14 protein-coding genes and 1 pseudogene are annotated in these 15240 nt (G+C 70.3%); 10 read left to right on the top strand and 5 right to left on the bottom strand.

Annotated features, from left to right (window positions below):
• The first annotated feature begins 10 nt into the window (after window positions 1–10).
• The 6 genes from OH735_RS23330 (at window position 11) to OH735_RS23355 (ending at window position 5210) form a co-directional block, all read left to right on the top strand.
• Window positions 11–1018, top strand: a complete 1008-nt coding sequence (locus OH735_RS23330; protein ID WP_406383460.1) for an ATP-binding cassette domain-containing protein — start codon at window positions 11–13, stop codon at window positions 1016–1018.
• Window positions 1015–1839 carry an ABC transporter permease gene (locus OH735_RS23335; protein ID WP_406383461.1) on the top strand — a complete coding sequence of 275 codons (825 nt, stop codon included), beginning with the start codon at window positions 1015–1017 and terminating at the stop codon, window positions 1837–1839. The genes OH735_RS23330 and OH735_RS23335 overlap by 4 nt, the downstream gene beginning before the upstream one ends.
• 27 nt (window positions 1840–1866) lie before the next feature.
• Window positions 1867–2721, top strand: a complete 855-nt coding sequence (locus OH735_RS23340) for a tryptophan 2,3-dioxygenase family protein (RefSeq protein ID WP_406383462.1) — start codon at window positions 1867–1869, stop codon at window positions 2719–2721.
• 75 nt (window positions 2722–2796) lie between these two features.
• The gene (locus OH735_RS23345; RefSeq protein WP_406383463.1) at window positions 2797–3348 is read left to right on the top strand and encodes a DUF3995 domain-containing protein; all 552 of its coding nucleotides are present in this window, start codon (window positions 2797–2799) and stop codon (window positions 3346–3348) included.
• A 1-nt stretch (window position 3349) separates the two neighbouring features.
• Window positions 3350–3880, top strand: coding sequence for a hypothetical protein (locus OH735_RS23350; RefSeq protein WP_406383464.1), 531 nt, complete (start codon window positions 3350–3352; stop codon window positions 3878–3880).
• A gap of 82 nt (window positions 3881–3962) precedes the next feature.
• A complete protein-coding gene (locus OH735_RS23355; RefSeq protein ID WP_406383465.1) occupies window positions 3963–5210 on the top strand; it encodes a cytochrome P450 in 1248 nt (415 codons plus the stop codon).
• Between the two features lie 99 nt (window positions 5211–5309).
• Here the strand turns inward: OH735_RS23355 and OH735_RS23360 are convergent, their stop codons facing one another.
• Both OH735_RS23360 and OH735_RS23365 read right to left on the bottom strand, forming a co-directional pair.
• Complete coding sequence (locus tag OH735_RS23360) at window positions 5310–7268, bottom strand: ABC1 kinase family protein (protein WP_406383466.1); 1959 nt, start codon at window positions 7266–7268, stop codon at window positions 5310–5312.
• A gap of 67 nt (window positions 7269–7335) precedes the next feature.
• A complete protein-coding gene (locus tag OH735_RS23365; protein ID WP_406383468.1) occupies window positions 7336–9498 on the bottom strand; it encodes an MMPL family transporter in 2163 nt (720 codons plus the stop codon).
• A gap of 596 nt (window positions 9499–10094) precedes the next feature.
• On the opposite strand from OH735_RS23365, the gene OH735_RS23370 reads away from it, so the two are divergent.
• Both OH735_RS23370 and OH735_RS23375 read left to right on the top strand, forming a co-directional pair.
• Entirely contained in the window at window positions 10095–11138 is a 1044-nt protein-coding gene (locus OH735_RS23370) for a polyprenyl synthetase family protein (RefSeq protein ID WP_406383469.1), read from the top strand.
• A 257-nt stretch (window positions 11139–11395) separates the two neighbouring features.
• Window positions 11396–11710, top strand: a pseudogene (locus tag OH735_RS23375) (BTAD domain-containing putative transcriptional regulator); the annotation flags it as partial.
• A gap of 115 nt (window positions 11711–11825) precedes the next feature.
• Here the strand turns inward: OH735_RS23375 and OH735_RS23380 are convergent.
• A complete protein-coding gene (locus tag OH735_RS23380) occupies window positions 11826–12503 on the bottom strand; it encodes an alpha/beta hydrolase family protein (protein ID WP_406383470.1) in 678 nt (225 codons plus the stop codon).
• Between the two features lie 187 nt (window positions 12504–12690).
• Here OH735_RS23380 and OH735_RS23385 point away from each other — a divergent pair, with 187 nt between their 5' ends.
• Complete coding sequence (locus tag OH735_RS23385; RefSeq protein WP_406383471.1) at window positions 12691–13845, top strand: adenosine deaminase; 1155 nt, start codon at window positions 12691–12693, stop codon at window positions 13843–13845.
• Window positions 13846–13979: 134 nt separating this feature from the next.
• Window positions 13980–14297, top strand: a complete 318-nt coding sequence (locus tag OH735_RS23390) for a hypothetical protein (protein ID WP_406383472.1) — start codon at window positions 13980–13982, stop codon at window positions 14295–14297.
• A 92-nt stretch (window positions 14298–14389) separates the two neighbouring features.
• Here the strand turns inward: OH735_RS23390 and OH735_RS23395 are convergent, their stop codons facing one another.
• Together OH735_RS23395 and OH735_RS23400 are read right to left on the bottom strand one after the other, a co-directional pair.
• Entirely contained in the window at window positions 14390–14593 is a 204-nt protein-coding gene (locus OH735_RS23395; RefSeq protein ID WP_406383473.1) for a PspC domain-containing protein, read from the bottom strand.
• Window positions 14594–14685: 92 nt separating this feature from the next.
• Window positions 14686–15234 carry a VanZ family protein gene (locus OH735_RS23400; RefSeq protein ID WP_406383474.1) on the bottom strand — a complete coding sequence of 183 codons (549 nt, stop codon included), beginning with the start codon at window positions 15232–15234 and terminating at the stop codon, window positions 14686–14688.
• Window positions 15235–15240: the final 6 nt, after the last annotated feature.

Raw genomic sequence — 15240 nt, forward strand, 5'->3', positions numbered from 1 at the left:
GGAGCAGAAGGTGAACCTGGCGATACAAGCCGAGGGGCTGCGCAAGCGCTACGGCGACCACGAGGCCCTGCGCGGCCTCAGCCTGCACGTCCCGGCCGGCACCGTGCTCGGCGTGCTCGGACCGAACGGTGCGGGCAAGACCACGACGGTACGCATCCTGTCGACCCTGGTCGAACCCGACGCGGGCACCGCCCGGGTCGCGGGCTACGACGTGCAGCGCGAACGGAGGCAGGTGCAACGATCCATCGGGCTCACCGGCCAGTACGCGGCCGTCGACGAGACGCTCACCGGCACCGAGAACCTGCTCATGGTCGGCATGCTCCAGCGGATGAGCAGGGGGCAGGCCAGGCAGCGGGCGAGGGAACTGCTCGAACGGTTCCGTCTCACCGACGCCGCCGACCGGCCCGCCGGTACCTACTCGGGCGGTATGCGCCGGCGGCTCGACCTGGCGGTCAGCCTGGTGGCCAGGCCCTCCGTGATCTTCCTCGATGAGCCGACCACCGGGCTCGACCCGGCGAGCAGGCTCGACCTGTGGGAGATGATCCGCGAGCAGGTCGCCGCCGGTGTCACCGTGCTGCTCACCACCCAGTACCTGGAGGAGGCCGACGCACTGGCCGACCGGATCGTGGTGATCGACGCGGGCCAGGTGATCGCCGACGGGACCTCCGACGAGCTCAAGCGCACGGTCGGCGGCGAACGTCTGGAGGTGGGCCTCGCCGACCCGGCCTGGCATCCCACCGCCCTCGCCGCCCTCGGCCAGGCGCTGCGCACGACGCCGGTGACCGGTGACGACGGGCGCAAGCTGTCCGTACCGATCACCGGCGGACTGGACGACGTCACCGAGGCCGCCCTCGCGCTGCGGGCCGCCCAGGTGCCGGTGACGGACTTCGCCGTCCGCCGCCCCTCCCTCGATGACGTCTTCCTCAGCCTCACCGGGCGCGCCCAGGACGGCGCGGGGGCGCCCGCGGCGGCCGGCACCCCTGACCAGGACCGGACCCACGAGAGGAGCGCGGTATGAGCGCCTCAGTACAGCCCATGGCGGGCGAACGGCCGCTGTCAGCGGTGAGCGACGGACTGATCTGCTTCGAACGGCATCTGCGCCACCTGCGCCGCAAGCCCGGCCAACTGGTCAACGCGGTGCTGCTGCCGACGGTCTTCGTGCTGCTTTTCGGCGTGCTGTTCGGCAGCGTCATCGACGTGCCGAACGGCGGCTACGCCGAGTTCATCATGGCGGGCATCTTCATCCAGGGCGTCATGAGCGCCGTTCCGGGCACCGCCGTCGGCACCGTGGACGACCTGCGCAACGGGCTTGTCGACCGCTTCCGTTCGCTGCCGATGTCGGGCGCTGCCGTCCTGATCGGCCGCACCCTGGGCGACACCGTGCTGCGCGCCCTCGGCTGCGTCGCCATGGCGGCCGTCGGCCTCGGCATCGGCTGGCGCACGCACGAGAACGCGGCCAAGGTCGCCGCCGGGTTCGGCATCCTGCTGCTGTTCGGCTTCACCATGGCCTGGCTGGGGGCGCTCATCGGCCTCTCGGTCGGCGACCCCTCGACCGCCTCGCAGGTGCCCTCGCTGCTCCTGATGCCGGTGCTGTTCCTGTCGAACGCCTTCATCCCGCTCACCGGGCTCCCGCACTGGCTGTCCGTGGCCGCCGAGTGGAACCCGCTCAGTTCCGTGGTCGGCGCCTGCCGCGAACTGTGGGGCAACCCCGCGGCAACCACCGCGCACTCCTTCCCGACCGATCACGCCGTGCCGCTCAGCCTGGCCTGGATGGTCGTCATCCTCGCGGTTGTCGCGCCCATGGCCGTTCGCAAATACCGTACCGCCACCGCTCGTTGAGCGGCGCTTACCGAGGGGAGACCTCTCATGCCCAATGCCGTCGTCGAGCCCCTGAAACCGGCCGAGGCAGGTTGTGAACCGCTTTCGTACGGCTCGTATCTGGAGGTCCCCGGCCTGCTGACGCTTCAGCGCCCGCGCACCTCGGCCCACGACGAGATGCTCTTCATCGTCACTCACCAGGCCATAGAGCTGTGGTTCCGCTGCGTGCTCCACGAGCTGGAGGACGTGCGCGAGGCCCTGACGGATGAGCGGTTCGGGCAGGCCCGCCGGGGCCTGCGCCGGGTGATGCGGATCGTTGCGCTGGTTCTCGACCACGTCGATGTGCTCACCACCATGACCCCGGCCGGGTTCAACGAGTTCCGTGACGTCCTCGGTGAGTCCAGCGGGTTCCAGTCGGTGCAGTTCCGCGAGCTGGAGATGCTCTCCGGCATGCGCGACCGCCGCTACCTCAACCTGCCCGGTGCCACCGCCGCCGAGCGGGAGCGGCTGCAGCTCCGCTTCCAGGACCCCAGCCTGCACGACGTCTTCACCCGGGCCCTGGAGCGCCGCGGGCTCACCCCCCAGCAGCTGTTCGCCCCTGACCTGCTGGAGGATGAGCTGCGCGACACGGCCGAGGACCTCTTGGAGTACGACGCGCTCTTCCACCGATGGCGTTACCAACACTGGCTCCTTGTCGTACGCGCACTGGGCACCCGGCCCGGCAGCGGCGGCAGTTCGGGCTCCGAGTTCCTCCGCTCCACCCTGGACAAGTGGTTCTTCCCCGAGCTGCACGACGCCCGCAGCCATGTGCACGCGGCACCGGGGGAGGAGCCGGCCACCGGTCCGCAGGGCGAGTCCGTCTACGGGTGCCCCATGGGCCACGGATCCGGACTGACAGGCTGAGAGGGTGGTCCGGGCCGATCGCGCACTGGCGACCGGTCCGGACCGTCCGGCACTCCTCACTCCGATAGGAATCTGATGCAGAACACGACCGTTGCACGCAGCCGCTTTGGGGCCCTGGTGGCCGGGCGGGCTCACCGGACCCCGCCCGCCAAGACCTGGGAGCGCAGAACGGGCTTCATCGCCTGTGCATGGATGACCGTGTTCGCCGGGTTCCACGCCTACTGGGCCCTGGGCGGCACCCTGGGGCTGCCGCCCGGTCAGTCCCTGGTCGACAACAAGCCGCTGTTCATCATCGACCTGATCGCCATCCCGATGAACCTGGTGGGCGCCATCGGCGCGCTCGCCCTGGTGCAGAACTGGGGCCTGGCCTTCCCCCGCTGGTTCGTCCTGGGCGGCGGCTGGGCCTGTGCCGTGCTGATGATCTGCCACTCGGCGCCCAGCATGGTGGATCTGGCGGTCTTCCTCATCGGGCAGCGCGACAAGCCGCTGACCGGCAACGAGCGCTTCAGCGTGCTCCTGTACGAGCCGTACTGGATGCTCGGCGGGATCCTGTTCACCTTCCTCGCGCGCGGATTCCAGCGGCGCACCCGGCGCTCCTACGCCGCGGCCCACGCAGAGGCGGTCTGACATGGCGGACAGGGCCTTGGACCGGCTGCTGCCCCGCTGGGACCATCGAGAGCAGCACGAGGTGGCCGTGCGCGCACCGCGTGAACGGGTGCTGCGCGCAGTGGAGGAGACGAAGTGGCGGGACCTGCCGCTGTGCCATGCACTGCTGATGTTCGGCTCCTTCGGAACCAAACGGGACAAGGGCCGGGAACCCTTCCTCACCTCCATGACGGCCGGCGGTTTCACCGAACTGCACCGTGACGAGCATGAGGTGGTGATCGGCGCGGTGGTCTGCATCGAGGAGCCGAAGGGGCCGGCCACCCTCGTGGCACCGGTGGACGAGGCCTTCGCCGCCTTCGACCGTCCCGGCCACTACAAGGTCGCCCTCGACTTCCGGGTCGTCGACGGGCGCCTGACCACCGAGACCAGGGTGATCAGTACCAGCGAGGCGGCCCGGCGCCGGTTCGCCCGCTACTGGGCACTCATCCGGCTGCCCAGCGGCTTGATCCGCCGCGAGTGGCTGCACGGCATCCGGCGGCGCGCCGAGGAGTGAGCTGCCCCTCCAGAAGCGCGTGAACCAAGGCACACACCCCACACTCCAGGCACCGACCGTCGACGAGACCGGAACCGCGAAGATGACCACAAGTACTGACACCGCCCCCGCCTTCCAGGGTGACCTGGACGCCGTGGACCTCACCGACCCCCGTACCTTCGTCACGGACACCGCGGACCAACTGCACGACCTGTGGCAGCGGTTGCGCACCGAACGGCCCGTCCACCACCACCGGCCCACCGGCGGCCGGCCGGCGTTCTGGGCGCTCACCCGTTACGACGATGTGGTGGCCGTCTACAAGGACAACGCACGCTTCACCTCCGAGCGCGGCAACGTGCTCGCCACCCTGCTCCAGGGCGGCGACACGGCGGCCGGCAAGATGCTGGCCGTCACCGACGGCAGCCGCCACCGCGCCATCCGCACCCTGATGCTCAAGTCGTTCTCGCCGCGCGCCCTCAGCCATGTGGTGGAGCAGGTCAACAAGCGCACCCGGGACCTGCTCGGCCAGGTCCTCGACCAGGAGAGCTTCGACTACGCGGAGGCGATCGCCGAGCACATCCCGATGGGCACCATCTGCGACCTGATGGCCGTGCCCCCGCAGGACCGCCAGCAGCTGCTCGACTGGAACAAGCAGGTGCTGAGCGCGGACAACAGCGACGGCAGCCCCGAGGACGCGTGGCTCGCCCGCAACGAGATCCTGCTGTACTTCTCCGACCTGGCCCGCCACCGCCGCAAGAAGCCCGGTGACGACGTCGTCAGCACCCTCGCCACCGCCGAGATCGAGGGGCGCCCGCTGACCGAGGAGGAGATCGTCTTCAACTGCTACAGCCTCATCATCGGCGGTGACGAGTCCAGCAGGATGGCATCGATCGGGACGATCCTCGCCTTCATCGAACACCCCGAGCAGTGGCGGCGGTTCAAGGCGGGCGAGGTCACCGTGGAGAGCGCTACCGAGGAGGTGCTGCGCTGGACCACGCCCGCGATGCACTTCGGCCGCCGGGCCAAGGAGGACGTGGAGATCGGCGGCCGGCTGATCCCGGCGGGGGACATCGTGACGCTGTGGAACACCTCAGCCAACTTCGACGAGACCACCTTCGCCGACCCGCGACGCTACGACCTGGGCCGCACCCCCAACAAACACGCGACCTTCGGTTTCGGCCCGCACTTCTGCCTCGGCGCCTTCCTCGGCCGCGAGGAGCTGAAGGCACTCCTCGTGGCGCTGCGCGAAATGGTGGGCGGCATCGAGTCCCGCGGCAGCGCCGAGCGGGTGTTCTCCAACTTCCTCTACGGATACAGCAGCCTGCCGGTGTCCCTGCGCTCTGCCTGGTAGTGCCCCGGCGGGCATCCTTCGGGCAGACGACTTTGCCCGCGGCCGACCGGCACTTGAGTGCCGGTCGGCCGCGGGCGTCGTCATGGACCGCCTCCCGCGCTACCCGTGTCTGGGTGCCCGGAAGACGTGGAACACCACACGGAGCACCAGCGCGCAGCTGACGAGGAGCACGTGATATCCCATCAGTTGATAGAGCGGCAGTGAGCTGGTGATCCGGGGCCCTTGGCCGATTCCCAGCAGCAGCACCCCGACCAGTGCGGTGACCCCGCCGAGGAAGGCAAGCACCACATCGTGCACGAGGCTGCGCACGAAGTGCCGGTCCCTCCCGTCGGCGAGCAGCCTGACCTGGACGCCGAGCTTGCCCTGCTCCAGATCGCTGGTGATCCGCTCGATCCGCCGCGGCAGCCGTCGCAGCACCGGGGCGAGCGTCAGGGCCTCCTCGGCGAGGGCGCGGCCGATGGACTCCGGCCGCAGTTTGCGCTCCATCTGCGCCGTGGCGAAGGTGCGGGCCTCGGCGATGATGTCGGCCCCGGGATTCAGCTGCGTCATCACCCCTTCCATGGTGGCCAGGGCGCGGAAGGTGGCCGCGATCTCCGGCGGCACCGTGAGTCCGTGCCGGGCCACGAGCCGGAACAGGTCGGAGAACATCTCGGTGTCCGGACGCGTACCCGGGGTGAGATGGCGGGCCATGAAGCGGCCGAGGTCCCTCTCCAGGAGCCGCTCGTCGGTGTCCTCACCCCGGTCGACCAGTTCGAGGAGCGCGTCCGAGAGCGCGACCGGGTCACCGCGGTCGATGGCGAGCAGCAGCTTGCTCAGCGCCTCCCGCAGCACCCGGCTGATCCGGCCCACCGAGCCGAAGTCGAGCAGCCCGAGCCCGCCGTCCTGCATCAGCATGATGTTGCCGGGGTGCGGATCGGCGTGGAACACCCCGCCGATCATGATCTGTTCGAGTATGCACTCCATGAGCTGCCGGACCAGCTCGGCGCGGTCCAGGCCACGTTCCTCGATGGCGGTGCCGGCCGCGTTGAGCGGTGTCCCGTTCAGCCACTCCAGGACAAGGACCCGCTTGCCGGACACCTCCTCGTGCACGTGGGGCATGCGCATCCGGGAGGTCTGCTCGGGTGTTTCGGCAGCGGCCCGTATCGCGGCCATGTTGCGGGCCTCGATGCGGAAGTCGAGTTCCTCGTGCAGGGAGAGGGCGAAGCCTTCCGCGAGGTCGACGGTGCCGAGGCCCCGACCCCAGGAGGTGTGCTCCTCGATCTTGCGGCTGACCCGGAACAGGATGTCGAGGTCGAGGTCGACCAGCTCCTGGGCACCGGGCCGCTGCACCTTGACCGCGACCTCCTCGCCGGTGGCCAGCCTGGCCCGGTGGACCTGGGCGATGGAGCCGGCGGCCAACGGTTCGGGGTCGAACTCGGCGAAGAATGTCTCGGGTTCACGGCCGAGTTCCGCGGTCAGCACCTGCTTCACCTCCTCCCAGGGGTCGGGTGTCACCTGGTGCTGGAGCTTGGTGAGTTCCGCCACGAACTCGGGTGGCAGCAGGTCGTAGCGGGTGGAGAGCACCTGTCCGAGCTTGACGAAGGTTGCGCCCCCGTCCTCCAGGGCAAGTCTCAGCCGCCGCGCCAGGTGCGCGCGCCCCAGTGCCGCCTCGGGGGCCTGCAGGCCCCGGCCGCGCAGTGCGTCGCCGAGGCCGTGCCGCATCGCGATGCGGCTCAGCTGGCCGTAGCGGCGGGTACGGGCCAGCCGGTCGCGTATCTGGCGGGGCCAGCGGACCATACCGGACAGGGAACCGGACGGCACCATGGCCTCGGACAAGGCGAGGAAACCCACCGTCGCCAGCAAGGTCAGACCTATCTGTACGGAGACCAGCGGAGTGTGGCGGGCCTCGCCCATGGCCGAGCCGATCAGGGCGCTGGCACCCAGGGCGGCCAGGCTGGCGAAGGCGGCGCGTGCCTTGCCGATTCTCAGGCCGAGCAGCCGCCTGGCTCCGACGGACAAGAGGGACACGGTGATGACGAGCGTGACGGCGGCGATGATCAGGAACAGAGTGAGCTCCATGCATGCGCGCGCCGCCCGGCCCCTGCTTCGGCAGGGGGTACCGGGCGGCGCCCTCCTCTCGGTGGGATCACGTGTTCCGTACGAGCGGACGGTCGGCGTCGTGGCTGCCGGGCGCTTCCACAGGTTCGTCGGTGGCCGGTTGGGGCTTGTGACCGGGCCACCAGGCGCGGCGGCCGAGCAGGGTGGTCAGCGCCGGCACCAGAAGCATGGCCATCACGAAGGCGGACAGCAGGATGCCGAAGGCGACCGCGAAGCCCATCTGCTGGAGCATGGTGTTCTTGGCGAGCATCAGCACACCGAAGGTTCCGGCCAGGATGACCGAGGCCGCGCCGATGGTCGGCACCGAGGCGGCAACAGCCCGTGCGGCAGCCTCCCGGGGGGCGCTGCCTCGTTCGATCTCCTCGCGCAGCCGGCTCACCATCAGGATGTTGTAGTCGGTGCCGATCGCCACCACGAAGAGGTAGACGATCACCGGCAGCGTGAAGAGCAGCCCGTCCTTGCCCTGGCTGTTCTGGAACAGCCAGACCGTGGCGCCGAGCGTGGCGCCGAAGCCGAGGGCGACGGACACCATCAGGTACAGCGGGGCGACCACGCTGCGCAGCAGCAGACCCAGGATGAGCATGATGGCGATACCGGCGACAGGGAAGACGACCTTGTAGTCGTGGTCCACCGCGGTCTGGATGTCGGCCAGCACCGCCGTGGTGCCGCCGACCACCGCCGTGGTGTCCTCGGGTGCGGCCTGGTGGGCGGTGCCCCGGAGCTGTCCGGAGACCAGCCCGATCGCCTTGTTACTGGAGGGCTTGTACTTCAGGACCACGTTGTACTGGGCGACCTTGCCGTCCTGCCCGAGCAGGGCGGGGGAGACCTGGCCGACCCCGTCGACCTTGCCCAACGCAGCGCCGAACGCGTCCAGTTGCCCCTTGGTCAGCTGCGGGCCGCTGTCCTTGCGCAGGTAGACGTTGGTCGGGTCGGACTGTCCGGCGGAGAACCCGCGCTGCATGTCCTTCATCGCCTTGACCGACTCGAGGTTGCCGGGCAGCGAGCTGGTGGTGTCGAACTCGGCGCGGAAGCCGAGCACACCCAGGGTGAGTACGGCTAGCACCCCGCCGGCGACCACGGCGACCACACCGGGGCGCCCGGAGGCGAGGGTGGCGACGCGGCCGGCGAGGACGTTCTTCGGCTGCTTCTTCCAGGATTTGGAGGGCCAGTACGCCTTGGTCCCCAGTAGCGAGAAGACCGCCGGCGTCAGGGTGAGTCCGGCGGCCAGAGCCACCGCGACGGAGATGGCGAGCGAGGGGCCCATGGTCCGGAGCATGCCCATGGTGGACAGCAGCAGCGCGAGGAAGGCGACGATGACCGCACCGGCTGCGGACGCCACGGTCTCGCCGACCAGGCCGACCGCGGTGACCATGGCCTGCTTGGGCTCCTGCCCCTGACGCAGGAGTTCGCGGTGGCGGAACAGCAGGAACAGGATGTAGTCGGTGCCGACGCCGAACAGCACCACGATCAGGAGCGCGGACACGGAGTCGTCGGCCTGGAGACCGCCGAGTTCGGTGGCCGTGGAGATCAGGCCGGTGGCGACCATGAAGGCCAGACCGATGATCACCACCGGAAGTACCGCGATCAGCGGGCTGCGGAAGATGATCAGCAGCAGGAGGACGATGAGGACCAGGGTGGCCGACATGATCATGGAGTCGGTGTCGCCGGAGGACTCCTTGGAGTCCAGCGCGCTCGCGGCCGAACCGGTGAAGCCGACCTGCAGATCCGTGCCCTTCAGCATCGGCCGAGCCTCTTCGCGGAGCTTCTTCACCGACTCCATCAGGCCCGGGTCATAGGCGTCCTTGGTGGTCGCGATGACGCTGGAAAGCGCGATCTCGCGGTTCGGGGAAACCGCGTCCGGGCTGGTCGCCACCCGCTTGATCTTGTTGATGCCGAGACGCTGGAGATCGGCGGAGACCTGGACGACCTTGTCCTGGTCGGCCTTGGTCAGTCTCGCCCCGTCGGACCGCTGGAACACCGCGATGGCCGCAGGCTGTTCATTGCGGGGGAAGGCATTCTCCTGGATTTTCTCTGCCTGGACCGACTCGTAGTGCGAGGGCAGGAATTCGGCCTGGTCACTGGTTGACTTCAGCTGGGGAGCGAACACGGCCAGCGCGATTGCAGCGATGATCCAGGCCGAGATGGTCAACCAGGGGCGGCGGACGACAGCTTGTCCGATCCGTCCGAACATGGGACTCCTTAGCGAACGTCTGACTCTTGGCTTTCCGGGCGGTTGGGGATGCGGCGCCTGGTCTGGGGGCGGCTCCCTGCGGGACGCGTCGCCGAAGCCGGCGTGAGGGCCTGTTGCGAGGGCCCCGCATGCCTTTGGGCGGACGACGGGACCCTCGCAACAGGCCGTGATGCAGCGTCGGGCGAGTCTAGGCGGGACTGCCGGGCCCGGCCCTGGTGGCTGGCAGCTATCTGCCAGGCACCGGGGCGCCTGACGGGCGCACGGCGGGGGTTTCGCCGCGCGAGTTTCTCCCGGGTGCGCCGGCGGGGCGCGGCTTGGCGGCGGCGAGGCGTGCACGAACTCCCGTCCTGTGCCTGGCGGTTTCCCGCAATCCGCGGGAGAGCCTCACCGGAGGGCGGATCCCGGTTCGCAATCCGGTGGCCGATGACCGATATTGCGGCAGGAAGTAAACGCCAATTGGCCGACCGGCGATTTCTGCTCCGATGACACCTTGATGCCAGCCCCGTTGAGTACTCCCCTCCAGGGGGCGGAGAGTCGTCGCTCGGATGCATGGAGAGCGCAGTGCCCCACCGTGTCCCGGAAAGGTTCCAATGAGCGTGCGAGAATTTCCCGTGGCCGCGGAAGACGCGCCAACCCCTTGGAAAACAGGGCTTCTTGACCAACTCGCCGTCGACAGACCCGAACTGCGCATGCGGCTGCGGGCGGGTCTGGAGCAGACCGAGAAACTGCTCCTGGCCACCACGGGTGACGCCGCCGATCCGCGGATCGCCGAGGCCGCCGGGCACCTGGCCCGCGCGGGAGGCAAGCGGCTGCGCCCGCTGCTCGTACTGCTCGGTGCCGAGTTCGGCGAACCGTGGTGGGCGGGCGTGACCGAGGCGGCCGTTGTCGCCGAGCTGGTCCACATCGCCTCCCTCCACCATGACGACGTCATGGATCGAGCCCCCACCCGGCACGGCGTCCCCAGCGTCCACGCCCGCTTCGGCACCCGGACCTCCGTGTTCAGCGGTGACTGGCTGCTCGCCCGGGGCGCCCGGCTGGCCGCCGACCTCAGCCCCGCGGCGTTCCGCCTGCACGCCGCGACGGCGGACCGCCTGGTCGAGGGGCAGCTTCTGGAGCTGGCCGGGCCGGCCGAGGGCGAAGACGAGGTCGGCCACTACTTCCGGGTCCTGTCGGGCAAGACGGCGGCCCTGCTGTCGATGTCGCTGGGCATCGGCGCCCTCCAGGCCGGCGTGCCCGAGCAGTACGTGGCCGCGCTGACCGGGTTCGGTGAGGAGCTGGGTTGCGCCTTCCAGATCGCCGACGACCTCCTCGACCTGCGGTCCTCGGCCGGAACCAGCGGCAAGGAACGCGGCACGGACCTGCTGGCGGGTGTGACCACGCTCCCCGTCCTCCTGGCCCTGGCGGGCGAGCACCCGCAGGACGCGGAACTGCGTGAACTCCTCGCCGCCGGTCCCGTACCGGAGGCGTCCGCAACCCGTGCCCTGGAACTCTTCGCCCGTTCGCCCGCGCTCGCCGAGAGCGAGGCCGCGCTGCACCGCCGCCTCGACCTCGCGCGGGCGGCCCTTGACGCGCTGCCCGAGCAGCCCGCCCGGCGTGCGCTGCTCTCGCTGTGCGACTACGTGGCCGTGCGGAGCAGCTGATCGGCCGGCCACCGTGCGGCAGCAAAGCGGCACACGCCGTCGTGGCAGCGAGCCCCGCCAACCAGTGGTTCAGGATCCTCGGTCCCGTGAGTGCCCAGCGCGACGGGCGCTGCGTCCCTCTCGACGGTGCCAAGCAGCGGACCACCTTCGCCGCTCTGGTGATCACGCAGGGCCAGGTCGTCACGGACGAGCGGCTGATCGGCCCTGCTCCGGGGTGGGAGCCCGCCCACCAACAGCACCAGTCGGCTCTACCGTATGTGTCGCGGCTGCGCACGCGTCTGGGACCTGAGGCCGGGCTCACCCGGCACGGCACCGGCTACCGCCTGGACCTCGGGGAGGCGACCCTCGACCGGGAGACCTTCCGGGGCCTGGCCGAGGCGGGCCGCGCGGCTCTGCGCAGCGGCCGGTACGCAGCGGCCGAGTGCAACCTCGCCAGCGCCCTCGCACTGTGGCACGGGCCGGCCCTCGGAGGGGTCACCGAGCAACTCGCTGCGGCGCAGAGGCCGTTCCTGGAGGAGGCCCGGTTCGCTGCCCTGGAACACCACATCGCCGCGGCGCTCGCCCTCGGCCGCCACGTCGACCTGGTCCCCGGCCTCACGGGACACGTCGCCAGCCACCCGCTGCGCGACAGGCCGGGTGCGGCCACGCCACGCGGCGCGCGGCCCCCGGTCGCCGGATCCGTCCCCCTCACCCCCGCAGCGACTTCCCGAACCCCGCCGCCAGCGGCATCCGCAGTCCCAGGGGCGGTGGTGCGGCGAGTGCGTCGGCGACCGGGCGGGCGTAGGCGCGGCCGAAGAGTGAGCCGCGGACGAAGTCCGTGGCCAGGGCGGCCACTTCGGCGCGGTGCTGGCGCAGGCCGTGGCCGTCGGAGTGGACCTCGAAGCGGCAGGTGTCGCGGTTGGCCTTCTTGGCGCGTTCGGCCAGGCGGAAGGAGAGTTCGGGGTCGGTGCGGGCATCGTTCGTGCCGTGGACGAGCAGGACCTGCCGACCGAGCAGATGCTTCACCGGTTCCGGCTCGCCCGTCGCGTTCTCGGGCAGCCAAGGGGCCATCGCCAGAACGGAGCTGACCGCCGCGTGGCCGCCCGCGCGGAGGGCGGCGCGGCCGCCCATGCCGTGGCCGGCGAGGCAGACGGGGACATCGCCGTAGCGTCGTACGACCTCGTCCACCGCCCATCGGGCGTCCGCCGCGAACTGCGCGTCGGTCGCGTTCCAGCCGCGGCAGCGGTATCGCACGACATGCGCGGTGAGCCCGTCCTCCCGGCCCGCCCGGGCCAGGGTCCGGGCCAGCGGGAGCTGGAGGGCGTACGAGAGGGGGGAGGGGCGGCGGTGCGAGTCGGCCTCGCCGTCCGGGAGCAGCAGAACCACGCCGCTGACCGCAGTTGGTGCTCCGGCCGTCCTGACGGCCCGTCCCAGCCTCGCAGCAGGCAGGGGGAGTGCGCGCTGTGCCATAACAGAACAGTGTCAGAAGGAGAGGTGTACTCCACCCGTATTCGCGGTCACTGTTACGCATCGGCAAGCGACAATCTACGCGCGTAGGCGCTAGAGTGCCCCAATGATGAGCCCGACCCTCCATGTGCCCGGCCAGGATCAGATCCGGCGTGCCCCCAAGGTCCTTCTCCACGACCACCTCGACGGCGGCCTGCGCCCGGGAACGATCGTCGATCTCGCCGCCGCGAGCGGATACGACGGACTCCCCGAGACCGAGCCCGACAAGCTCGGCATCTGGTTCCGCGAGGCCGCCGACTCCGGATCGCTGGAGCGCTACCTGGAGACGTTCGCCCACACCTGCGCCGTCATGCAGACCCGTGACGCCCTGGTCCGGGTGGCCGCCGAATGCGCCGAGGACCTGGCGGCGGACGGCGTCGTCTACGCCGAGGTGCGGTACGCCCCCGAGCAGCACCTGGAAGCCGGGCTGACCCTCGAAGAGGTCGTCGAGGCGGTCAACGAGGGCTTCCGGGAGGGCGAGCGCCGGGCCCGCCTGGACGGCCACCGCATCCGTGTGGGCGCACTCCTCACCGCGATGCGGCACGCCGCCCGGTCCCTGGAGATCGCCGAACTCGCCAACCGCTACCGCGACCAGGGCGTCGTCGGCTTCGACATCGCGGGCGCGGAGGCGGGCTTCCCGCCCACCCGGCACCTCGACGCGTTCGAGTACCTCAAGCGCGAGAACAACCACTTCACCATCCACGCGGGCGAGGGCTTCGGCCTGCCGTCGATCTGGCAGGCCCTCCAGTGGTGCGGCGCCGACCGGCTCGGCCACGGCGTCCGCATCATCGACGACATCGAGGTCGCCGAGGACGGCGCCGTGAAGCTCGGCCGGCTCGCCTCCTACGTACGGGACAAGCGCATCCCGCTGGAGCTGTGCCCGACCTCCAACCTCCAGACCGGCGCCGCAGCCTCCTACGCCGAGCACCCCATCGGGCTGCTGCGGAGGCTGCACTTCCGGGTCACCGTGAATACGGACAACCGGCTGATGAGCGGTACGAGCATGAGCCAGGAATTCGAGAAGCTGACCGAGACCTTCGGATACACGCTCGACGACATGCAGTGGTTCACCGTCAATGCGATGAAGTCCGCATTCATTCCTTTCGATGAACGTCTGGCGATGATCAATGACGTGATCAAGCCCGGATACGCCGAGCTGAAGTCCGAGTGGCTCTTCGAGCAGACCGCTACGACCAGCATTTCTTCCGCTTCCGCGGGCTGATCGGCACGCGTTCGGAAAGCGGCCGGGGCGGCGGATTCCCGGCCGTTTCCCGTATCCGGCAGGTTTGCGGGACGGGCAGTGGGCTGACTACGTTTCAGACCCCCCGCATTCCTCTCCCCAAGGATGAATTTCACATGAAGCAGTCTGCTGTCAGGACTCTCGGCGTCGCCGTTGTCGGTGCCGCTTTCGCCGCTGCCGCCGCGGGGACCGCCTCCGCCGCCGTGCTGCCGGCCGACGCCGCGGCCACCGCCCTGCCGGTCGCCGGCTCGGCGCTGGAGACCGCGACCCGGTCCCTGCCGGTCCAGGACACGGCCACCAAGTTCCTCGGCGCCGGCCGGCAGAAGCTCGTCGGCGACGCCACCACCCCGGTCAAGGGCCTGCTCGGCGGCCTGCCTGCGGGCGGCATGCAGACCAGCGGCCTGACGGCCAACGGTCTCCCGCTCGGCGGCTGACCCCCGTCCCGGGGCCGCTAACCCGGACGCACGCCTGTGGGCGGACACCCGGACCGGGTGTCCGCCCACAGGCGTGTGTTTGGGTACGCGGGTCACCAGGCGGTGGACGCCGCCGTCTTCTCGGACGGGAACAGCACCCACAGCGCCAGGTAGAGCAGGAACTGCGGCCCCGGCAGCAGGCAGGAGACCAGGAAGATGACGCGCATGGTTCCCGCGGAGGTGCCGAAGCGCCGTGCCAGCGCTGCGCACACTCCGCCGATCATGCGTCCGTCACGGGGGCGGGCAAGTGCGGCCATGGTGGGCTCCTTCGCGAACCGTTGCTGTGGGAGCCTCCGTTGTGCTCCCGATGCGTCCATGGTCGCCCGACGAACGGGGGCAAAGCGTCGCTCTACGGTGCGATACCGACCCTGGGAATCGTCGGGGTCGACCCCTGGGGCGCCTCGTCCCTGGGGTGGGGCAGCACCCTGATCCGCTGCTGCTTCCCGCGGCGCAGCCGCGCCCGGCACAGGGGTACGACCAGCAGGTGGGCGAGTGCCACACCGATGGTGTTCAGCAGCAGTGAGTCGACGTCGACGACCTGTCCCGGAACGCCGGTCTGCGCCAGTTCGATCGCCAGCGAGATCAGCGCCCCCGCCGCGACGGTACGGGCCAGCGAGGCCCACGGGGAGACGAACAGCCGGCCTCCGGCCATCGGCAGCAGGACGCCCAGCGGGGCGAGCAGCAGCAGCCCCTCACCGATGCGGCGGGCGGCCTCGGCCGGGCCGAGGGACAGGTCCGCTCTGATGCCGGCGAGCGGATGAAGATTCGAGGCGGTCGTCCACGGCACGTCGAGGGGTCGCAGAGTCAGCCACCCGACAAACAGCAGATGCGCGAGGAGGAGAAGGACCCCGGCCGCGCGGAAGCGGATGACAGTTTGACTGCCCGAACCTTGACGCACGCACCC

The sequence above is a fragment of the Streptomyces sp. NBC_01618 genome, assembly GCF_045209435.1.
Lineage (GTDB): Bacteria > Actinomycetota > Actinomycetes > Streptomycetales > Streptomycetaceae > Streptomyces.

Bases quoted from the DNA above. Each gene is read 5' to 3' on its own strand.
- OH735_RS23335 (WP_406383461.1), top strand. From the start codon at position 1,015: ATGAGCGCCTCAGTACAGCCCATGGCGGGCGAACGGCCGCTGTCAGCG.
- OH735_RS23340 (WP_406383462.1), top strand. From the start codon at position 1,867: ATGCCCAATGCCGTCGTCGAGCCCCTGAAACCGGCCGAGGCAGGTTGT.
- OH735_RS23345 (WP_406383463.1), top strand. From the start codon at position 2,797: ATGCAGAACACGACCGTTGCACGCAGCCGCTTTGGGGCCCTGGTGGCC.
- OH735_RS23350 (WP_406383464.1), top strand. From the start codon at position 3,350: ATGGCGGACAGGGCCTTGGACCGGCTGCTGCCCCGCTGGGACCATCGA.
- OH735_RS23355 (WP_406383465.1), top strand. From the start codon at position 3,963: ATGACCACAAGTACTGACACCGCCCCCGCCTTCCAGGGTGACCTGGAC.
- OH735_RS23360 (WP_406383466.1), bottom strand. From the start codon at position 7,268: ATGGAGCTCACTCTGTTCCTGATCATCGCCGCCGTCACGCTCGTCATC.
- OH735_RS23365 (WP_406383468.1), bottom strand. From the start codon at position 9,498: ATGTTCGGACGGATCGGACAAGCTGTCGTCCGCCGCCCCTGGTTGACC.
- OH735_RS23385 (WP_406383471.1), top strand. From the start codon at position 12,691: ATGATGAGCCCGACCCTCCATGTGCCCGGCCAGGATCAGATCCGGCGT.
- OH735_RS23390 (WP_406383472.1), top strand. From the start codon at position 13,980: ATGAAGCAGTCTGCTGTCAGGACTCTCGGCGTCGCCGTTGTCGGTGCC.
- OH735_RS23395 (WP_406383473.1), bottom strand. From the start codon at position 14,593: ATGGCCGCACTTGCCCGCCCCCGTGACGGACGCATGATCGGCGGAGTG.